The sequence below is a fragment of the Pseudomonas sp. GD03875 genome, assembly GCF_029840585.1.
Lineage (GTDB): Bacteria > Pseudomonadota > Gammaproteobacteria > Pseudomonadales > Pseudomonadaceae > Aquipseudomonas > Aquipseudomonas paralcaligenes.
The window spans coordinates 95,820-111,832 of record NZ_JAOCCV010000007.1 but is presented as its reverse complement, the minus strand read 5'-3'; the positions used below and the strand labels follow the sequence as shown (position 1 = coordinate 111,832).

Here is a 16,013-nt window from a genome sequence, read left to right as displayed (position 1 = left end):
CAGCACGTAACGGTAAATAGCCTTTCCATCGGCCACGATGGCCGTTCCCGACTCTTGTCTGACAGGTCAGCATGGGTCACGCTCTTGGCCTGTCCGGGCTGATAAGATGGGCGCCTGCAAGGGAGGTGCCGAGCGTTTCGGCACTGCTTTCCACGGAGAGCTGTAATGAGTGTGCAAGTGATCATGCGCGACGGCGAGGCCGAGTATGCGGTGCTGCCGTGGGCCGAATACCAGGCGCTGCTGAAGGCCGCGAACCAGGCTTCGGCAGCCGATGTCGCGGAGGCGCCGGCGGCCGTTTCCCGGCTCGATCGGTTGGCCAGCCTGCGCGAGGCCAAGGGCCTGTCCCAGGCCGACCTGGCCCGCGCCGTGGGCATCAGCCCGCACTATCTGAATCTGATCGAAACCGGTGAGCGTGAGCCCGATGGGGCGATCCTGCGCTCGCTGGCGCGCGTGCTGGAAGTGGGCGACTGGGAGCAGTCGTCTTGAGTGTGCGTATCCACAGGCAGCACTGGCAGGCATTGCTCGGCGAACTGGAAGACGCGCGTCGGCAGCGACACCTGCTGACCTACCGCGCCCTGGTCGAGCGCCTGCAACTGCCGACCCCGGCCATGCAGACCCTGACCGCCGCGCTGGAGCATCTGGCTGCGCTCGACGCGCGTGCCGAGCGTCCGCTGCGCAGCGCCCTGGTGATCAGCCAGGGCGCCAGTCGCCTGCCACGTACCGGCTTCTTCGAATGCGTGGCCAGGCTGGGGCGTTTTGCCGGCCCCTCTGACGGCATCGCCGCAGCCTCCTGGCACGCGGCCGAGGTGGCTCGCGTTTTCGAGTTCAGCTACCCCGAGGAACCCTGATGCTCTGGCGCCTGCGTGCGTGGATCGGCTACTGGGTGGCGCGGCGTCTGTTCCGCTGGAGCTGGATGGTGCGCCAGCCCCGTGCGTGGGCCTGGATGCAGGGCCAGTTCGCCCGCATGGCCGCCCAGGGGCATGTGCCCGCCCAGAGTTTCTATGGTCATCTCCTGCTGTTCCGTGGGCAGGGCTTCGGTGCCCGTGAGGAAGGCCTGCGTCTGCTGCGCCTGGCTGCCGAGGGCGGCGATGGCAAGGCGGCCTACCAGATCGGCGTGCAGCATCTGGCCGGCGACAGCCGCCAGGCGCCGGACGCCGCCGAAGCCGCGCGCTGGTGGGAGAGGGCGGCGGAACTGGGCCATCCCCTCGCCGCGCAGCGCCTGGCGCAGCTCTACCGGGACGGCGGTGCCGGTCTCGCGCCCGATGCGGCGTTGGCCGAGCGTTTCGCCCGGCGGGCGGAGTCGCTGGGCTTCAGGCCGAAAGGCTGAGCGTGTCGAGGATGTGCAGGCTGTAGCCGGGGATGGCCTTGGCGTGATGCTTGGCCTGGGACGCCAGGCTGGCGAGCTGGCTGGCATCCAGTTGGGCGCAGCTCTGCGGGTGCAGGTGCACCACGCCGATCGACAGTGACAGCAGCGGGAATTCCTCGCGATTGCCCTGGCGGTTGTGGCTGACGAAGCAGCCCGCGCGCAGGTGCTCTTCCCGATAGAAGCGCCGGCACTGGGCCTGGAAATCCTCCAGCAGCTGATTGAGACGTTCGCGCCAGTTGTCCGGGCCGAGCACTAGCAGGAAGTCGTCGCCGCCGATGTGGCCGACGAAGTCGCGGTTGGGGTCGACCCGCTCGTTCAGGCACTGGGCCAGGCACAGCAGGACCTCGTCGCCCCGGGCGTAGCCGTAGAGGTCGTTGAACGGCTTGAAGCTGTCGATATCCACGTAGCACACCAGCGCCTCGCGGCCCTGTTGCAGCAGGCGGCCCAGGCACTGCTGGATTGGCACGTTGCCTGGCAGCAGGGTCAGCGGGTTGGCGTGGCGGGCCTGCTGGATCTTCAGCTCGGTGATCAGCTTGAGCACGTCGATCACCCGGCCGAGGCCGCGGTAGCGACCCTGCTGGATGATGATGAAGTCTTCCTCCATGCGCTGGCGCGCGCGACTGGTCAGCAGGCGGCTGACCTGCTGCAGGGACTGGCCGATGTCCACCGCGAGGAAGTCGCCGTTCATCAGCCGGCTGATCGGCTTGCGCGCGAACAGGTCGGTGGCGAAGGGTTTCAGCAGGGCGTCGGACAGCGAGTGGCGGTGGACGATGCCGACCGGCTGGCGCTGTTCGTCCAGCACCGCCAGGGAATTCAGGTTGGCCTGGGCGCGGAAGGCTTCGAGCACTTCGGCGATGGGCGTGTCCTGGCCGACCGCGGGTTGCTCGTTGAGCAGTGCGGAGAGGTCGCCGCTGTCCTCGCCGAGTGCGGGCGGCGAGCTGTCGAGCCGTGGCAGGAGTTTCTGGGCGTCCCGTGGCGGCTGCTCCTGGGGACGGCACAGCAGGTAGCCCTGGACCAGGTCGACGCCCATCTCGGTGAGGGTCGCCAGTTCCTCGACCAGTTCGATGCCCTCGGCGATCACCTGGGCGCGGGAGGCCTTGGCCATCTTCAGGATGGAGTCGACGAACTCGCGCTTGACCGCGTCCTGGTGGATGCCGTCGATGAAGTGGCGGTCGATCTTCACGTAGTCCGGGCGCAGCTCGGACCAGAGGCGCAGGCTGGAGTAGCCGGCGCCGAGGTCGTCCAGGGCGATGGAGAAGCCCATGGCGCGGTAGTGGTGCAGGGCTGTGTCGAGCAACTGCAGGTCCTCGATGGGGGCCTGCTCGGTGAGTTCGATCACCACCTGGCCGGGCGGGATGCCGAATTCCTGCAGCAACCTCAGGGTGCGCCCCGGCTGGTGGCTGGCTTCCAGCAGGGATTCCGGCGAGACGTTGAGGAACAGCTTGCCGTCCAGCTGGAGGTCGCTGTAGCGGCGGCAGGCGCTCTTGCGTGCCAGCAGTTCCAGCTCGCTCAGGCGCCCCGCGTTGCGGGCCACGGTGAACAGGGCGATGGGGGCGTGCAGCGAACTGTTGGAGGGGCCGCGGGTCAGCGCCTCGTAGCCCAGGATGCGTCGCTCGGACAGGCTGACGATGGGCTGGAACAGGCTGTGAAGGTCGCCGTGAGCGAGGATGGATTCCAGCGCGCTCAACTGCTCGGTGACGGTCATGGACATCTCTCGGCGTCAAAACAAGGGGGCCGGTATCGCTACCGGCCCCCCTATTTCACGACAGAGCGATGACCGTTTGATTACGCCTCGTCTTATTGCTCGGCATGTCTCAATTGGCCGCGGCGAGCCACGTCATCGGTGACATTCGCTATTGCTTGGCCACGGTGGCTTCCATGCCGAGGTAGTCGAGCAGGATGCGGCCGCTCTCGGTCAGGTAGGCATCGTCTTCCGGCTTGGTCTTCTCGGGCTCGACCGGAGTCACCTCCTCGTCGTCTTCCTTGATTTCCTTGAGCAGCTCTTCGCCCTTGGCCTTGCGCCTGGCGTTTTCCAGCGCCAGTTGCTTGGCCTCGATCTCGGCATGCCGGGCGCGGCGGGCCTGCTCGTTGAGGCTGACGGTGGTCTCGGCCATCAGCTTCTGGGTCAGGTCGAGGCGCTCGCGGGCGAAGACGAAGTCCGGGTTCTCCGCGGTGCGCGACTCGTGGCGCGATTTCAGCTGGGCCAGGAACGGCTTGTAGGGATCGATCTCCGGGTTGACCGCCGGCTTGATGCTGTCCCACGGCATGGCTTCCGGCAGGGCACTCTCGCCGATCTGCTTGGTGTCCACGATATCGGGGTAGGCGATGTCCGGCAGGACGCCCTGGTGCTGGGTGCTCTGGCCAGAGACGCGGTAGAACTTGGCCATGGTCAGCTTCAGCTCGCCGTGGTTGAGTTCCTGGATGGACTGCACGGTGCCCTTGCCGAAGGTCTGGCCGCCGAGGATCAGCGCCCGGTGGTAGTCCTGCATGGCGCCGGCGAAGATCTCCGAGGCGGAGGCCGAGAGGCGGTCCACCAGCACGGCCAGCGGGCCGTCGTAGAACACGCCGGGGTCCTCGTCGGCCAGCACCTGGACGCGGCCGTCGCTGTTGCGTACCAGCACGGTGGGACCCTGGTTGATGAACAGGCCCGTCAGCTCGGTGGCCTCCTGCAGGGAGCCACCGCCGTTGTCGCGCAGGTCGATGACCACGCCGTCGACCTTCTCCTCCTTCAGCTCGCCCAGCAGGCGCTTCACGTCGCGGGTGGTGCTCTTGTAGTTGGGGTCGTGGGCGCGGTAGGCCTTGAAGTCCAGGTAGAAGGCCGGGATCTTGATCACCCCGAGTTTGTAGTCGCGGCCGTCGTGCTGCAGCTTGAGCACGGATTTCTGCGCGGCCTGTTCCTCCAGCTTCACCGCCTCGCGGACGATGGTGACCACCTTGCTGGTCTGGTCGCTCGGCGCGTTGCTGGCCGGGATCACTTCAAGGCGCACCTTGGAGCCCTTCGGACCGCGGATCAGCTTGACCACTTCGTCCAGGCGCCAGCCGATCACGTCGACCATTTCCTTGTCGCCCTGGGCGACGCCGATGATCTTGTCGGCGGGGGCGACCTGCTTGCTCTTCTCGGCCGGGCCGGCCGGCACCAGGCGCACCACCTTGACGTATTCGCTGTCGGTCTGCAGTACGGCGCCGATGCCTTCCAGCGACAGGCTCATGTTGATGTCGAAGTTTTCGGCGTTGTCCGGCGAGAGGTAGTTGGTGTGGGGATCGTAGGTTTGGGCGAAGGCGTTGATATAGGCCTGGAACACGTCCTCGCCGCGGGTCTGCTCCAGGCGCTTGCGCTGGTTCTTGTAGCGCTTGAGCAGCAGCTCCTGGATGTCCTTGGGTTCCTTGCCGGCGATCTTCAGGCGCAGGACTTCGTCCTTGACGCGCTTGCGCCAGAGGTCGTCCAGCTCGGCCTTGTCCTTGGCCCAGGGGGCCTTCTCGCGGTCCACCAGCAGGCTCTCGTCGAGGGTGAAGTCGATCTTGTCGACGCCGCCTTCGAGCATGGCCTCGACTTGGTCGAGCCGCTCTTCGGCGCGTTGCAGGTAGACCCGGTAGATGCCGAAGCCCGGCTCCAGGTCGCCGCTCTTGAGGAAGTCGTCGAACCTGGTCTTCCAGCGGTCGAACTGGGCGATGTCGGCGGCAGTGAAGTAGCTGCGCGCCGGATCGAGCATCTTGAGATAGCCCTCGTAGATCTTCACCGAGCGCTCGTCGTTCAGCGGGGGCTTGTTGTAGTGGTGGCGCTTGAGCAGCTCGACCACGTTGAGACTGGCGATCACCTGCTCGCGGTCGGGCTGCAGGTAGGTCCAGTTTTCCGCGGCGGCCTTGGCGGCGGCCGGCAGGGAGTGCAGGCCGAGTAGCAGGGCCAGGGCTGTAGCGGAGAAGAGACGATGCATGTTGGTTCGACGCGAGGGCAAGTGATAACGCATATTAGGCCGTCTAGTGGAGCGCCAGGTTCCGTTCGGTTCCGGCGACAAAACGCAAAAGCCCGGCATCAGGCGCGAAGCCGCGTACTGTCTGTACCGGGGGGCTCACTCACTATGGAGGCAGCATGAAGGCATTGCAAGGCGTCGGAGGGCAGTTGGAGTGGGTCGAAAGACCGTCTCCGGCCTGCGATGTGGGACAGGTCCGCATTCGCGTGGCCGCGGCGGGACTGAACCGGGCTGACCTGTTGCAGCGTGCCGGGCACTACCCGCCGCCGCCGGGCGCCAGCGACATTCTCGGCCTCGAATGCTCGGGGGTGATCGCCGAGGTCGGCGCCGGCAGCCCGTGGCAGGTGGGCGACCGGGTCTGCTGTCTGCTTGCCGGTGGCGGCATGGCCGAGGAGGTGGTGGTCGACGCGCGCCACGCGCTGCCGGTGCCGGCGGGGCTGTCCCTGGCCGAGGCGGCGGCGCTGCCTGAGGTGTACGCCACCGCCTGGCTCAATCTGTTCCAGTTGGCCGTGCTCAAGCCAGGCGAGAAGGTGCTGTTGCACGCCGGGGCCAGCGGTGTGGGCTCGGCGGCCATCCAGCTGTGCAAGGCCTTCGGCAACCCGTGCTGGGTCAGCGTCGGCTCTGCTCAGCGTCTGGCCTACTGCGAGGAGCTCGGCGCCCAGGGTGGCGCGCTGCGTGGCGAGGGGCTGGAGAGCCTGCGCGATTTCGGCCCGTTCGACGTGATCCTCGACCCGGTGGGGGCGAACTACGCCGAGATCAACCTGCAGCTGCTGGCGCGCGACGGTCGCTGGGTGAACATCGGCTTGATGGGCGGCAGCAAGGCGCAGCTGGACATGGCCCTGGTGCTGGGCAAGCGCATCCAGCTGATCGGCTCGACCCTGCGCAATCGAGACGAACAGTTCAAGGCCGAGCTGATGGCCGACCTGCAGCGCCATGTCTGGCCGCTGTTCGAGGAGGGGCGGCTGCAGCCCCGGCTCGAGCGGGCTTTCCCGGCCGCGGACGCCGAACAGGCCTTCGCCGAGCTGGCTGGTAATGGCGTGGCCGGCAAGCTGGTGCTGCTGATCGACGAAAGCCTGAGCTGAGGCCTCAGCGGCACTCCAGCTGCGCGTGCAGGTCCTCGAATTCGTTGTCGGCCACGCAGTAGCTCAGGCCGGCCGGCAGCGGGCGGACCAGGCGCAGCTCGTTGTCGGCGAAGGTGCAGGCCATGTATGGCGGCTGGCCGGAGAGGGTCCAGTCCAGCGGTGCGACGCCGATCTCGTTGACCGAGTCCGACTCGATCAGCGCGGCTCCCTGGCGCGGGTCGCCCGCGTACAGCTCGATGATGGATCGCCACCCGCCGTCGGTCGCGGGCGTATCGGGCGTGAAGCGCTGCCAGTCGGCGCCGGCCGCCTGTGGCGCCTGCGGGCAGACGAAGACCTGGGCCTGCAGTGTGGAGGTGGCCAGCAGGCACAGCGCGAGGAGGGGGTATTTCACGTTGGCATCCTTGCCTTGGGGCGTTGATAGGAGGACGGTCAGTTCCAGTGCAGGATATTCCAGCCGGCCTGCTCGGCGTGAGCGCGCAGGGTCGGGTCCGGGTTGACGGTGTGGGGGTGCGGGACGAGCTGCAGCAGCGGCAGGTCGTTGTGCGAGTCGGAGTAGAAGTGCGCGCCGTCTAGCGATTCGCCCTCGCTCTCCAGCCAGGCCCGCAGTCGCGTGACCTTGCCTTCGCGGTAGGTCGGGACGCCCGAGAGGTTGCCGCTGTAGCCGCCATGCTGCAGTTCGCAGTCGATGGCCAGCACCTCCGCCACGCCCAGCCGTTCGGCGATGGCGCTCACCAGGAAATGCGCCGAGGCGGAGACGATCAGCAGGCGGTCGCCGGCAGCGCGGTGGGTCGCCAGGCAGCGCATGGCGTCGCTGAAGATGATCGGCTCGATCACGTCCTCGACGAAGGGGCCGACGATGAACTCCACCTCCTCCGGCGTACGTCCCACCAGCGGTGCCAGGGTGAAGGTCATGTAGTCCTCCATCGCCAGCTCGCCGCGGGAGTACAGCGCCATCAGCTCCTGCTCGCGGGGCACGAAGGAGTCGCGGTCGACCCACTGGAGGTCGGCCATGTGCTGCGCCCAGAGCGAGGCGCAGTCGCCATGGATCAGGGTTTCGTCGAGATCGAAGATCGCCAGGGCCATCAGGCCACCTCCCGGATCGAAGCGCTGTCGATGGACAGGCCGACGCACTGGCCCCGGTCGATCAGCGAGCCTTGCGAGCGATTGAGCACGTCCACCAGCAATTCCACGCCGTTGGCCTGCACCCGGTAGCGAATGACGTTGCCGAGCAGGCTGTGGCCGAGCACCTCGGCGGCGATAGCGCCGCTGTCCTCCAGGCGGATGGCCTCGGGACGGATGGCGATGCGGCCGCCCACCGGGCGCAGCAGCAGGCGGCTGGCAGCCTCGGCGTCGAGCAGGTTGTAGTTGCCGATGAAGCCGGCGGCGAAGGCGTCGACGGGCTCGGTGTAGAGGGATTCGGCATCGCCGCTCTGGACGATCCGCCCGGCGTTCATCAGGAAGATGCGGTCGCTCATGGTCAGCGCCTCCTCCTGGTCATGGGTGACGAACAGGGTGGTCAGCCCCAGCTCCTGCTGGATGGCGCGGATCTGCTCGCGCAGGTGCTTGCGGATGCGCGCGTCGAGGGCCGACAGCGGCTCGTCGAGCAGCAGCAGGCGCGGGCGGGTGACCAGCGAGCGGGCCAGTGCCACGCGCTGGCACTGGCCGCCGGAGAGCTGGTGCGGGTAGCGCGTGGCGTAGTCGTTCAGCTCCACCAGGCGCAGCACCTCGTCGACCCGCCGGGCGCTCTCGTCCTTGCCGACCTTCTGCATGCGCAGACCGAAGGTGACGTTCTGCGCGACCGTCATGTTCGGGAACAGGGCGTAGCTCTGGAACACCATGCCGACGCCGCGCTTCTGCGGCGACAGCGGCACCAGGTCCTGGCCGTCGAGGAGGATCTGCCCGCCATCGACCCCGGTGAGGCCGGCGATGCAGCGCAGCAGGGTGGATTTGCCGCAGCCGGAGGGGCCGAGCAGGGTGACGAACTCGCCGCGCCCGATCTCGCAGTGGATGTCCTGGAACACCGGCGTGGCGCCGTAGCGTTTGTGCAGATTGCGGATGGAAAGGTAGCTCATGCCTGTGTCTTGTCCTTGTTCAGGCGGGTGGCCGCCCAGGTGAACAGTAGTACGAAGAAGAAGTAGGAGATCACCAGGGCGCTGTTGAAGTGGCCGCTGCTGTTGCGCATGTTGTTCAGGTACACCTGCAGGGTCTCGTAGCGGGTGCCGACCAGCAGGTTGGCGAACACGAACTCGCCGAACAGGAAGCTGAACGAGAGGAACAGCGACACCATCAGGCCGTTGCGCAGGTTGGGCAGCACCACCAGGAACGCGGCCTTCCAGGTGCTGGCGCCGAGCAGGTGGGCGGCATCCACCAGGTCGCGCAGGTTGATCGCCTGCAGGTTGTTGGTGATCGCACGGTACATGAACGGCAGGGCCACGGTGAAGTAGCAGCCGATCAGGATCCACGGTGTGCCGACCATCGCCAGCGGGCCGGAGCCGTAGAGCTGCAGCAGGCCCACCGAGGACACCACCGGCGGCACCGCGAAGGGCAGCAGGATGAGGATGTTCATCAGCCGGTCGAGCCTGGGGAAGTGGTAGTGCACCACGAACAGCAGCGGCAGGATCAGCAGCACCGCCAGCAGCAGGGCGCCGACGCACACCAGCAGTGACTGGCCGAAGGCGGCGAGAAAGCGCGCGTCGCTCCACAGCGCCAGGTACCACTTGAGGGTCAGGCCGTCCGGCAGGATGCTCGCCGACCAACTGGTGGACAGCGAGTAGAGCAGGGTGGCCGCCAGCGGCAGCAGCAGGATGGCGAACAGCAGCCAGACCACCACGCGGTGGTAGAGGGCGGCGGGCCTGGCTTCAGCGCGCATCGTGGTAGCTCCTGCGCAGCAGCCACTGGTGCACCACGGTGATCAGCGCCATCAGGCCGACCAGCATCATCGCCAGGGCGCTGGCCAGGTTCGGGTCGAGGCTGATGTCGCCGGCCACCAGGCCGGCGATGCGGATCGGCAGCACGTTGAAGTTGCCGGTGGTCAGGTAGTACACGGTGGCATAGGCGCCCAGGGCGTTGGCCAGCAGGATGACGAAGGTGCCGAGCAGCGCCGGGGTCAGCACCGGCAGGCCGATGTGGCGCCAGAACTGCCAGGGGCCGGCGCCGAGCAGCTGGGCCGATTCGCGCCAGTCCTCGCGCAGGGCGTCGAAGGCGGGGTAGAGCAGCAGCACGCCCAGGGGAATCTGGAAATAGGTGTAGAGCACGATCAGGCCGGTCTTGGAGTAGAGGTTGAAGCCCTCGATCAGCCCGGCCTGCTTGAGCAGCAGGGTCAGCGCGCCGTTGAAGCCGAGCAGGATGATGAAGGCGAAGGCCAGCGGCACCCCGGCGAAGTTGCTGGTCATGTTGGAGAAGGCCATGACGAAGTCGCGCAGTTTCGAGTCCACCTGGCGCAGGGAGTAGCTGCCGAGGATGGCGATGGCGATGCCGAACAGGCTCGACCAGAAGGCGATCTCCAGGCTGTGCCCGATGGCCTGCCGGTAGAAGCGCGAGGCGAGGATCTTCTCGAAGTTGGCCAGGCTCCAGGTGTCGCCGACGATCAGGCTGTGCACCGCGACCCACAGCAGCGGGGCGACCTGGAAGGTGAAGAAGAAGACGGCGAAGGGCAGCAGGCAGAGCAGCGCCAGCCACTTGCCGCGCAGTGCGACTCTCACGTGAGCGGCTCCTTGTACAGGGGTTGTCGTGGGGTGCGCCGGGCCAGTGTGCGTCAGCGCATGACCGCAATGAAAGCGGAGCCCGTGCGGGCTCCGCGTCGCGTTCACTGCATTTCGATGATCACGTGTTCCTGCCACAGCTGCGGCAGGGCCTTGGAGGTCGCTTCCCAGGCGGCGGCGTCCCTGATCGGCTGGACCTTGGCGTACTGCTCGTTGGGCAGCAGCCGGGCCTGAACCTCTGCCGGCAGGACCAGGTGCTCGGCACGGATCGGCCGGGCGTTGCCCTTGGCCAGGTTGATCTGGCCGGCGTCGCTGAGGATGTACTCGCGCGCCAGCTTGGCGGCGTTCGGATGCCGGGCGTACTTGTTGATGACGGTGGTGTAGCCGGAGATCACCGAGCCGTCGGACGGGATCAGCACCTCGAAGCGGTTCGGGTCGATCTGGGCGCGATAGGACAGGCCGTTGAAGTCCCACACCACGCCGACTTCCACCTCTCCCTTCTCCAGGGTCTGGATGTTCGGGTTGGACAGCGACAGGCGGCCCTGCTTGGCGATCTCGGAGAAGAAGTCCAGGCCCGGCTGGATGTTCTTCTCGTCGCCGCCGTTGGCGATGGCCGCGGCCAGTACGCCGTTGACGGCCTGGGCGGCGGCGCTGACGTCGCCGATGGCGACCCGGTAGCTGCCCTGCTTGAGGTCGGCCCAGGACCTGGGGGCCTCCTTGACCAGCCGCTTGTTGACGATGAAGGCGATGGAGCCAGTATAGGCCAGCATCCAGTGGCCGTCCTGGTCCTTGGCCCAGGACGGGATCTGCTCCCAGGTGCTCGGCTTGTAGGGCTGGGTCACGCCCTTCTGCACGGCGATGGGGCCGAAGGCGGCGCCGACGTCGCCGATGTCGGCGCTGGCGTTGTCCTTCTCGGCCTCGAACTTGGCGATTTCCTGGGCTGAGCTCATGTCGGTGTCCATGTGCTTGAGGCCATACAGCCTGTTCAGGTCGGCCCAGGTGTCCTTCCAGTTGGCCCAGCTGTCGGGCATGCCGACGCTGTTGACTTCGCCCTCGGCGCGGGCGGCCTGTTCCAGCGCCTTCAGGTCTTCGCTGGCCATGGCCTGGTTGCCCAGAACGATGGCCGATCCCAGCAGTGAAGCCAGCAGCAGGCGTTTCATGTGGAGCTCCTTAGTCGGGTTGGTCTAGATCAGTGCGGCTGCGGCTCAATCTAGAAGCCTTGTGTGACGTTTTCATGGCGGCGAGACAGGCGTACGGACGCTCAGGCGCTGCTCGACTGGCCCACTACCTTCGGCAGGCCGCACGAAGGCTGCGGCTGTCATCCGGCAGTCATCTAGGCTGCCTAACATGGCCACATCCGGGCAGGGTTCCGGTGCTGGTCTAGTCCAGATGGGAGAAGCCTGATGCGCGAAGAAGCGCCCCGTACCGTCACCGCCATCGGCCGCGCGCTGCTCGAACAGATCGAGTACGGCCTGCTGCCGGAGGGCGGCAAGCTGCCGGCCGAGCGCCGCCTCAGCGAGCTGTTCGAGACCACCCGCATCACCCTGCGCGAGGCGCTGGGCCAGCTGGAGGCCGAGGGCCGCATCTATCGCGAGGAGCGCCGCGGCTGGTTCGTCTCGCCCCGGCGCCTGGCCTACAACCCGCTGGGGCGCAGCCATTTTCACGCGATGGCGCGCGAACAGGGGCGGCAGCCCGCGACCGAGCTGCTGAGTGCGCGCTCGATGCCGGCGCCGGTTGATATCTGCGCGCGCCTGGAGCTGCCGGCGCTGTCGGCGGTGCTGCAGATCCGACGGGTGCGGCGCATTGACGGGCGGCTGGTGCTCTACGTCGAGCACTACCTGAACCCGGCTTATTTCCCCGGCATCCTCGACCACGACCTGACGGCCTCGCTGACCGAGCTGTATGCCAGCCGCTACGACATCCGCTATGGCCGGGTGGCCTTCGACATCCTGCCCACCGTGCTGCCGGCCGAGGCGGCGCTCAACCTCAAGGCCGCGCCGGGCAGCCCGGGCCTGCGTATCACCCGGGTCAACCGCGACCAGCACGGGCGGATCATCGATTGCGACCTGGAGTTCTGGCGCCACGACGCCGTGCGGGTCAGCGTCGAAGTGCCGGACTGAAGGGCGGTTCTTTCCCAGCTTCTCTTGGGAGAGGGGCTCAGGCCAGTTCGGCGCTGGCGTAGAACGCAGTCAGCACCCTTACCAGGTGGGCCAGGTCATGGCTGCCGGCCAGTTCGCGGATGGAGTGCATGGCGAAGGTCGGCAGGCCGATGTCCACGGTGTTCACGCCCAGCTGGCTGGCGGTGATCGGGCCGATGGTCGAGCCGCAGCCCATGTCGCTGCGCACCACGAAGCTCTGCACCGGCACCTCTTCGGCCAGGCACAGGTGGCGGAAGAAGCCGGCGGTCTCGCTGTTGGTGGCGTAGCGCTGGTTACTGTTGACCTTGATCACCGGGCCGGCGTTGAGCTTCGGGCCGTGGTTGGCGTCGTGCTTGTCGGCGTAGTTGGGATGCACGCCGTGGGCGTTGTCGGCCGACACCAGCAGCGACTTCTGGATGACCCGGACGAAGGCGTCGCCCTCCGGCAGCACGCGGCGCAGCACCTGTTCGAGGAACGGGCCGTCGGCACCGCAGGCCGAGCAGGAGCCGATTTCCTCGTGGTCGGTGCATACCAGCACGCAGCTCTCGTCGCCCCCGGCCGTGAGCAGCGCCTGCAGGCCGGCGTAGCAGGACAGCAGGTTGTCCAGGCGGGCGCCGGCGATGAAGTCCTGGTTGAGGCCGATGACGGCGGCGCCCTGGGTGTCGTAGAAGCTCAGCTCGTAATCCAGCACCGCGTCGGCGGCGATGCCGTGCTCGCTGGCCAGGCGGTCGGCGAGCAGGGCGCGGAAGTCGGCACGCTCGTCGCCGCTGATCTGGGCGAGGATCGGTGGCAGTTCGGTCTGGGCGTTGATCGGCCAGCCCTGGTTGGCCTCGCGGTTGAGGTGGATGGCCAGGTTGGGGATGACGGCGATGGGTTGCTCGAAGTCGATCAACTGGCTCTTGACCCGGCCGCTCTCGCGGAAGGTCACCCGCCCGGCCAGGGACAGGTCGCGGTCGAACCAGGGCGCCAGCAGGGCGCCGCCGTAGACCTCCACGCCCAGCTGGAAGAAGCCCTGACGCTGCAGCTCCGGCTGCGGCTTGACCCGCAGGCAGGGGCTGTCGGTGTGGGCGCCGACCAGGCGCAGGCCGCCTTCCAGCGGCGGGCGGTTGCCGAGGCGGAAGGCGATGATCGAGGAGTCGTTGCGGGTCACGTAGTAGCGGCCGCCGGGCTCGGTGTGCCAGGGCTCGCGCTCGTCCAGCGGGCGGAAGCCGGCGCTGTGCAGGCGCTGCGCCAGGCTGCGGGTGGCGTGGAAGGGCGTGGGCGAGGCCTTGAGAAAATCGATCAGGCCCTGGTTCAGTTCTGCTCGCATGACGGACTCCGGACGGCGATGGCCCGAGTTTATCGCACTGTCGTCGTGAAAGGGCTCAGCGCCTGCGGGCGACCACGGCGAACAGGTGCCAGTGCTTGGCGTGGCCGGTGGCGGTCTTGCCGTCCCACTCGTGCTCCTCGAACTGCAGTGGCTCCCAGTCGTCGAGCAGCCGTGCGAGTTCAGCGCGGGTGTGCAGGGTCAGGTCGCGTGCCTGCCACTGGTCACGCTCGCCGAAGAAGTGGCCGGTGAACAGGCCTCCCGGCACCAGCGCCTGCCCGATGCTGCGCCACAGCCCGGGAAAGTCCGCCGGCGGGCAGAAGGGCAGGGCGAAGCTGGCATTGATCAGTTCGGCCTCGGGCAGTTCCAGCGCCTGGAAGGCGCCGCAGCGCAGTTCGAGCCGTTCGGCCCATGCACCCGCCTGCTCGCCCAGCCCGTCGAGGGCGGCCTGGCGGTTGTCGATGGCCTGCACCCGCCAGCCCTGGCGGAGCAGTTCGAGGCTGTCGCGGCCCATGCCGCAGCCCAGGTCCAGGGCCAGGCCCGGCGCGCCGTTCCAGTGGCGCAGGGCTTCCAGCAGCGTGGGATGGGCGGGCGCGCCGCGAGTGGCGACGTCGAAGTCGGCCACGCTCAGAACGGCGCCGGGCAGTCGAAGCGCAGGCGCTGGCCACTCTGCGGGTGGGTCAGGGCGAGCATACTGGCGTGCAGGCACAGGCGCTCGTGGGCGGCCAGGGCTTCGTCGTGGGCGTAGAGGCGGTCGCCGAGCAGCGGGTGGCCGATGGAGAGCATGTGCACGCGCAACTGGTGCGAGCGGCCGGTGATGGGCGTCAGTTCCACCCGGCAGTAGTGGCCGCAGCGCTCGACCACGCGCCAGAAGGTCAGGGCGTGCTTGCCCTGCTCATGGTCCACCACGTGGCGTGGCTTGGTCGGCGGGTCGTAGCGCAGGGGCAGGTCGACGCTGCCGCTGTCGAGTTCCGGCTGGCCCCAGCACAGGGCGGTGTAGGCCTTCTCGGTCTCGCGGTCATGGAACTGGCGCGACAGCTCGCGGTGGCTGTCCGGGTCGCGGGCCAGGACGATGAGGCCGGAGGTCTCCCAGTCCAGGCGGTGGACGATCCGCGCCTCGGGGTAGCCGTTCTCCTGCAGGCGGGTGATCAGGCAGTCGCGGTTGTCCTCGGCGCGGCCGGGCACCGAGAGCAGCAGGGTGGGCTTGTTGATCACCAGCAGGGCGTCGTCCTGGTGGATGATGTGGATGTTCGACAGCGGCATGGCTTTTCCACAAATGACAACGGCGGCCGTGGCCGCCGTCGCTCACCGCAACCCGATCAGCGATCAGGCAGGGTGATGTTGAGTTCGAGGATGGAGCAGCTGCCCTGGTTCTCCAGCGCCACCTGCACCTGATCCTGCTCGATCTTGACGTATTTGCGGATCACCTCGACCAGTTCCTTCTGCAGGGCCGGCAGGTAGTCCGGCTGGCTGCGCTGGCCGCGCTCGTGGGCGACGATGATCGACAGACGCTCTTTCGCGATCGACGCAGGGGTTTCCTTCTTGCGTTCACGAAAGAAGTCGAAAATGTTCATTAGCGCGCTCCAAACAGGCGTTGCATGAGCCCTTTCTTCTGGACATCGAGGAAGCGGTGGGGCACGTCCTTGCCCAACAGGCGGTCGACGGCGTCGCCGTAGGCCTGGCCGGCGTCGCTTTGCTCGTCGAGGATGACCGGCACGCCCTGGTTGGACGCCTTCAGCACGGCCTGGGATTCCGGGATCACGCCCAGCAGGTTGATGGCGAGGATTTCCTCGACGTCTTCCACGCCGAGCATCTCGCCCTTGGTCACGCGCTCCGGGTTGTAGCGGGTCAGCAGCAGGCGTTCCTTGATCGGCTCCTGGCCCTGCTCGGCACGGCGCGACTTGCTGGCCAGCAGGCCCAGCATGCGGTCGGAGTCGCGGACCGAGGAAACTTCCGGGTTGGTCACGACGATGGCTTCGTCGGCGTAGTACATGGCCAGGTGGGCACCGGTCTCGATGCCGGCCGGGGAGTCGCAGATGACGTATTCGAAGTTCTGCGCCAGTTCGTCGATCACGCGGCCGACGCCGTCCTTGGTCAGGGCGTCCTTGTCGCGGGTCTGGCTGGCGGCCAGCACGTAGAGGTTCTCGAGGCGCTTGTCCTTGATCAGGGCCTGGGTCAGGGTCGCCTCGCCGTTGATCACGTTGACGAAGTCGTACACCACGCGGCGCTCGCAACCCATGATCAGGTCCAGGTTACGCAGGCCCACGTCGAAGTCGACGATGACGGTCTTGTGGCCACGCAGGGCGAGGCCGGTACCGATGGCGGCGCTGGTGGTGGTTTTGCCCACGCCGCCCTTGCCGGAAGTGACTACGAGGATCTTGGCCAAGGTGATTTACCCCAAATATTTGAAAATAAAAGCTTTTCTGAGCCGAAATACGGGCTTCCGAAGGCT

Annotated in this window: 18 protein-coding genes; 5 read left to right on the top strand and 13 right to left on the bottom strand. The window is 67.4% G+C overall.

Annotated features, from left to right (window positions below; translation table 11 throughout):
• The first annotated feature begins 165 nt into the window (after positions 1-165).
• From N5D30_RS08385 to N5D30_RS08375, 3 genes are read left to right on the top strand one after another with little or no spacing between them, the layout of a single operon-like run.
• Positions 166-486: a helix-turn-helix transcriptional regulator gene (locus N5D30_RS08385; protein WP_279903417.1), complete on the top strand. Its 321-nt coding sequence runs from the start codon at positions 166-168 to the stop codon at positions 484-486.
• Positions 483-848: a hypothetical protein gene (locus tag N5D30_RS08380; protein WP_220811080.1), complete on the top strand. Its 366-nt coding sequence runs from the start codon at positions 483-485 to the stop codon at positions 846-848. The genes N5D30_RS08385 and N5D30_RS08380 overlap by 4 nt, the downstream gene beginning before the upstream one ends.
• Complete coding sequence (locus N5D30_RS08375) at positions 848-1,327, top strand: sel1 repeat family protein (RefSeq protein ID WP_279908596.1); 480 nt, start codon at positions 848-850, stop codon at positions 1,325-1,327. The genes N5D30_RS08380 and N5D30_RS08375 overlap by 1 nt, the downstream gene beginning before the upstream one ends.
• On the opposite strand, the gene N5D30_RS08370 is transcribed toward N5D30_RS08375, so the two are convergent.
• Both N5D30_RS08370 and N5D30_RS08365 read right to left on the bottom strand, forming a co-directional pair.
• On the bottom strand, positions 1,311-3,071 hold the full coding sequence (locus tag N5D30_RS08370; protein ID WP_279908595.1) for an EAL and GGDEF domain-containing protein: 1,761 nt from the start codon (positions 3,069-3,071) through the stop codon (positions 1,311-1,313). The two genes, N5D30_RS08375 and N5D30_RS08370, sit on opposite strands and share 17 nt — an antisense overlap.
• 148 nt (positions 3,072-3,219) lie before the next feature.
• The gene (locus N5D30_RS08365) at positions 3,220-5,331 is read right to left on the bottom strand and encodes a carboxy terminal-processing peptidase (protein WP_279908594.1); all 2,112 of its coding nucleotides are present in this window, start codon (positions 5,329-5,331) and stop codon (positions 3,220-3,222) included.
• Positions 5,332-5,453: 122 nt separating this feature from the next.
• Between N5D30_RS08365 and N5D30_RS08360 the strand changes: the two genes are divergently transcribed.
• Positions 5,454-6,416 carry an NAD(P)H-quinone oxidoreductase gene (locus tag N5D30_RS08360; protein WP_279908593.1) on the top strand — a complete coding sequence of 321 codons (963 nt, stop codon included), beginning with the start codon at positions 5,454-5,456 and terminating at the stop codon, positions 6,414-6,416.
• Between the two features lie 4 nt (positions 6,417-6,420).
• Here N5D30_RS08360 and N5D30_RS08355 read toward each other — a convergent pair whose 3' ends face one another.
• From N5D30_RS08355 to N5D30_RS08330, 6 genes are all read right to left on the bottom strand, one after another.
• Positions 6,421-6,807, bottom strand: a complete 387-nt coding sequence (locus N5D30_RS08355; protein ID WP_279908592.1) for an STY0301 family protein — start codon at positions 6,805-6,807, stop codon at positions 6,421-6,423.
• A 38-nt stretch (positions 6,808-6,845) separates the two neighbouring features.
• On the bottom strand, positions 6,846-7,499 hold the full coding sequence (locus tag N5D30_RS08350; protein WP_279908591.1) for an HAD-IB family hydrolase: 654 nt from the start codon (positions 7,497-7,499) through the stop codon (positions 6,846-6,848).
• On the bottom strand, positions 7,499-8,488 hold the full coding sequence (locus N5D30_RS08345) for an ABC transporter ATP-binding protein (RefSeq protein WP_279908590.1): 990 nt from the start codon (positions 8,486-8,488) through the stop codon (positions 7,499-7,501). The genes N5D30_RS08350 and N5D30_RS08345 overlap by 1 nt, the downstream gene beginning before the upstream one ends.
• Positions 8,485-9,285: an ABC transporter permease gene (locus N5D30_RS08340; protein WP_279908589.1), complete on the bottom strand. Its 801-nt coding sequence runs from the start codon at positions 9,283-9,285 to the stop codon at positions 8,485-8,487. The genes N5D30_RS08345 and N5D30_RS08340 overlap by 4 nt, the downstream gene beginning before the upstream one ends.
• A complete protein-coding gene (locus tag N5D30_RS08335; RefSeq protein WP_279908588.1) occupies positions 9,275-10,117 on the bottom strand; it encodes an ABC transporter permease subunit in 843 nt (280 codons plus the stop codon). Before N5D30_RS08335 ends, N5D30_RS08340 begins: the two co-directional genes overlap by 11 nt.
• A gap of 104 nt (positions 10,118-10,221) precedes the next feature.
• Positions 10,222-11,277, bottom strand: coding sequence for an extracellular solute-binding protein (locus N5D30_RS08330; RefSeq protein ID WP_279908587.1), 1,056 nt, complete (start codon positions 11,275-11,277; stop codon positions 10,222-10,224).
• Positions 11,278-11,520: 243 nt separating this feature from the next.
• On the opposite strand from N5D30_RS08330, the gene N5D30_RS08325 reads away from it, so the two are divergent.
• Positions 11,521-12,237 carry a UTRA domain-containing protein gene (locus tag N5D30_RS08325; protein WP_279908586.1) on the top strand — a complete coding sequence of 239 codons (717 nt, stop codon included), beginning with the start codon at positions 11,521-11,523 and terminating at the stop codon, positions 12,235-12,237.
• Positions 12,238-12,274: 37 nt separating this feature from the next.
• On the opposite strand, the gene N5D30_RS08320 is transcribed toward N5D30_RS08325, so the two are convergent.
• The 5 genes from N5D30_RS08320 to minD are packed head-to-tail and all read right to left on the bottom strand — an operon-like array spanning position 12,275 to position 15,947.
• Positions 12,275-13,564 carry a M18 family aminopeptidase gene (locus N5D30_RS08320; RefSeq protein ID WP_279908585.1) on the bottom strand — a complete coding sequence of 430 codons (1,290 nt, stop codon included), beginning with the start codon at positions 13,562-13,564 and terminating at the stop codon, positions 12,275-12,277.
• A 55-nt stretch (positions 13,565-13,619) separates the two neighbouring features.
• Entirely contained in the window at positions 13,620-14,186 is a 567-nt protein-coding gene (locus tag N5D30_RS08315) for a class I SAM-dependent methyltransferase (protein WP_279908584.1), read from the bottom strand.
• Between the two features lie 2 nt (positions 14,187-14,188).
• Positions 14,189-14,824 carry an RluA family pseudouridine synthase gene (locus N5D30_RS08310; protein WP_279903437.1) on the bottom strand — a complete coding sequence of 212 codons (636 nt, stop codon included), beginning with the start codon at positions 14,822-14,824 and terminating at the stop codon, positions 14,189-14,191.
• 56 nt (positions 14,825-14,880) lie between these two features.
• Positions 14,881-15,135, bottom strand: coding sequence for a cell division topological specificity factor MinE (minE, locus tag N5D30_RS08305; protein WP_192322011.1), 255 nt, complete (start codon positions 15,133-15,135; stop codon positions 14,881-14,883).
• Positions 15,135-15,947 (bottom strand): septum site-determining protein MinD, encoded by an 813-nt coding sequence (gene minD, locus N5D30_RS08300; protein WP_279908583.1) that lies wholly within the window; start codon positions 15,945-15,947, stop codon positions 15,135-15,137. Before minD ends, minE begins: the two co-directional genes overlap by 1 nt.
• Between the last annotated feature and the right edge of the window lie 66 nt (positions 15,948-16,013).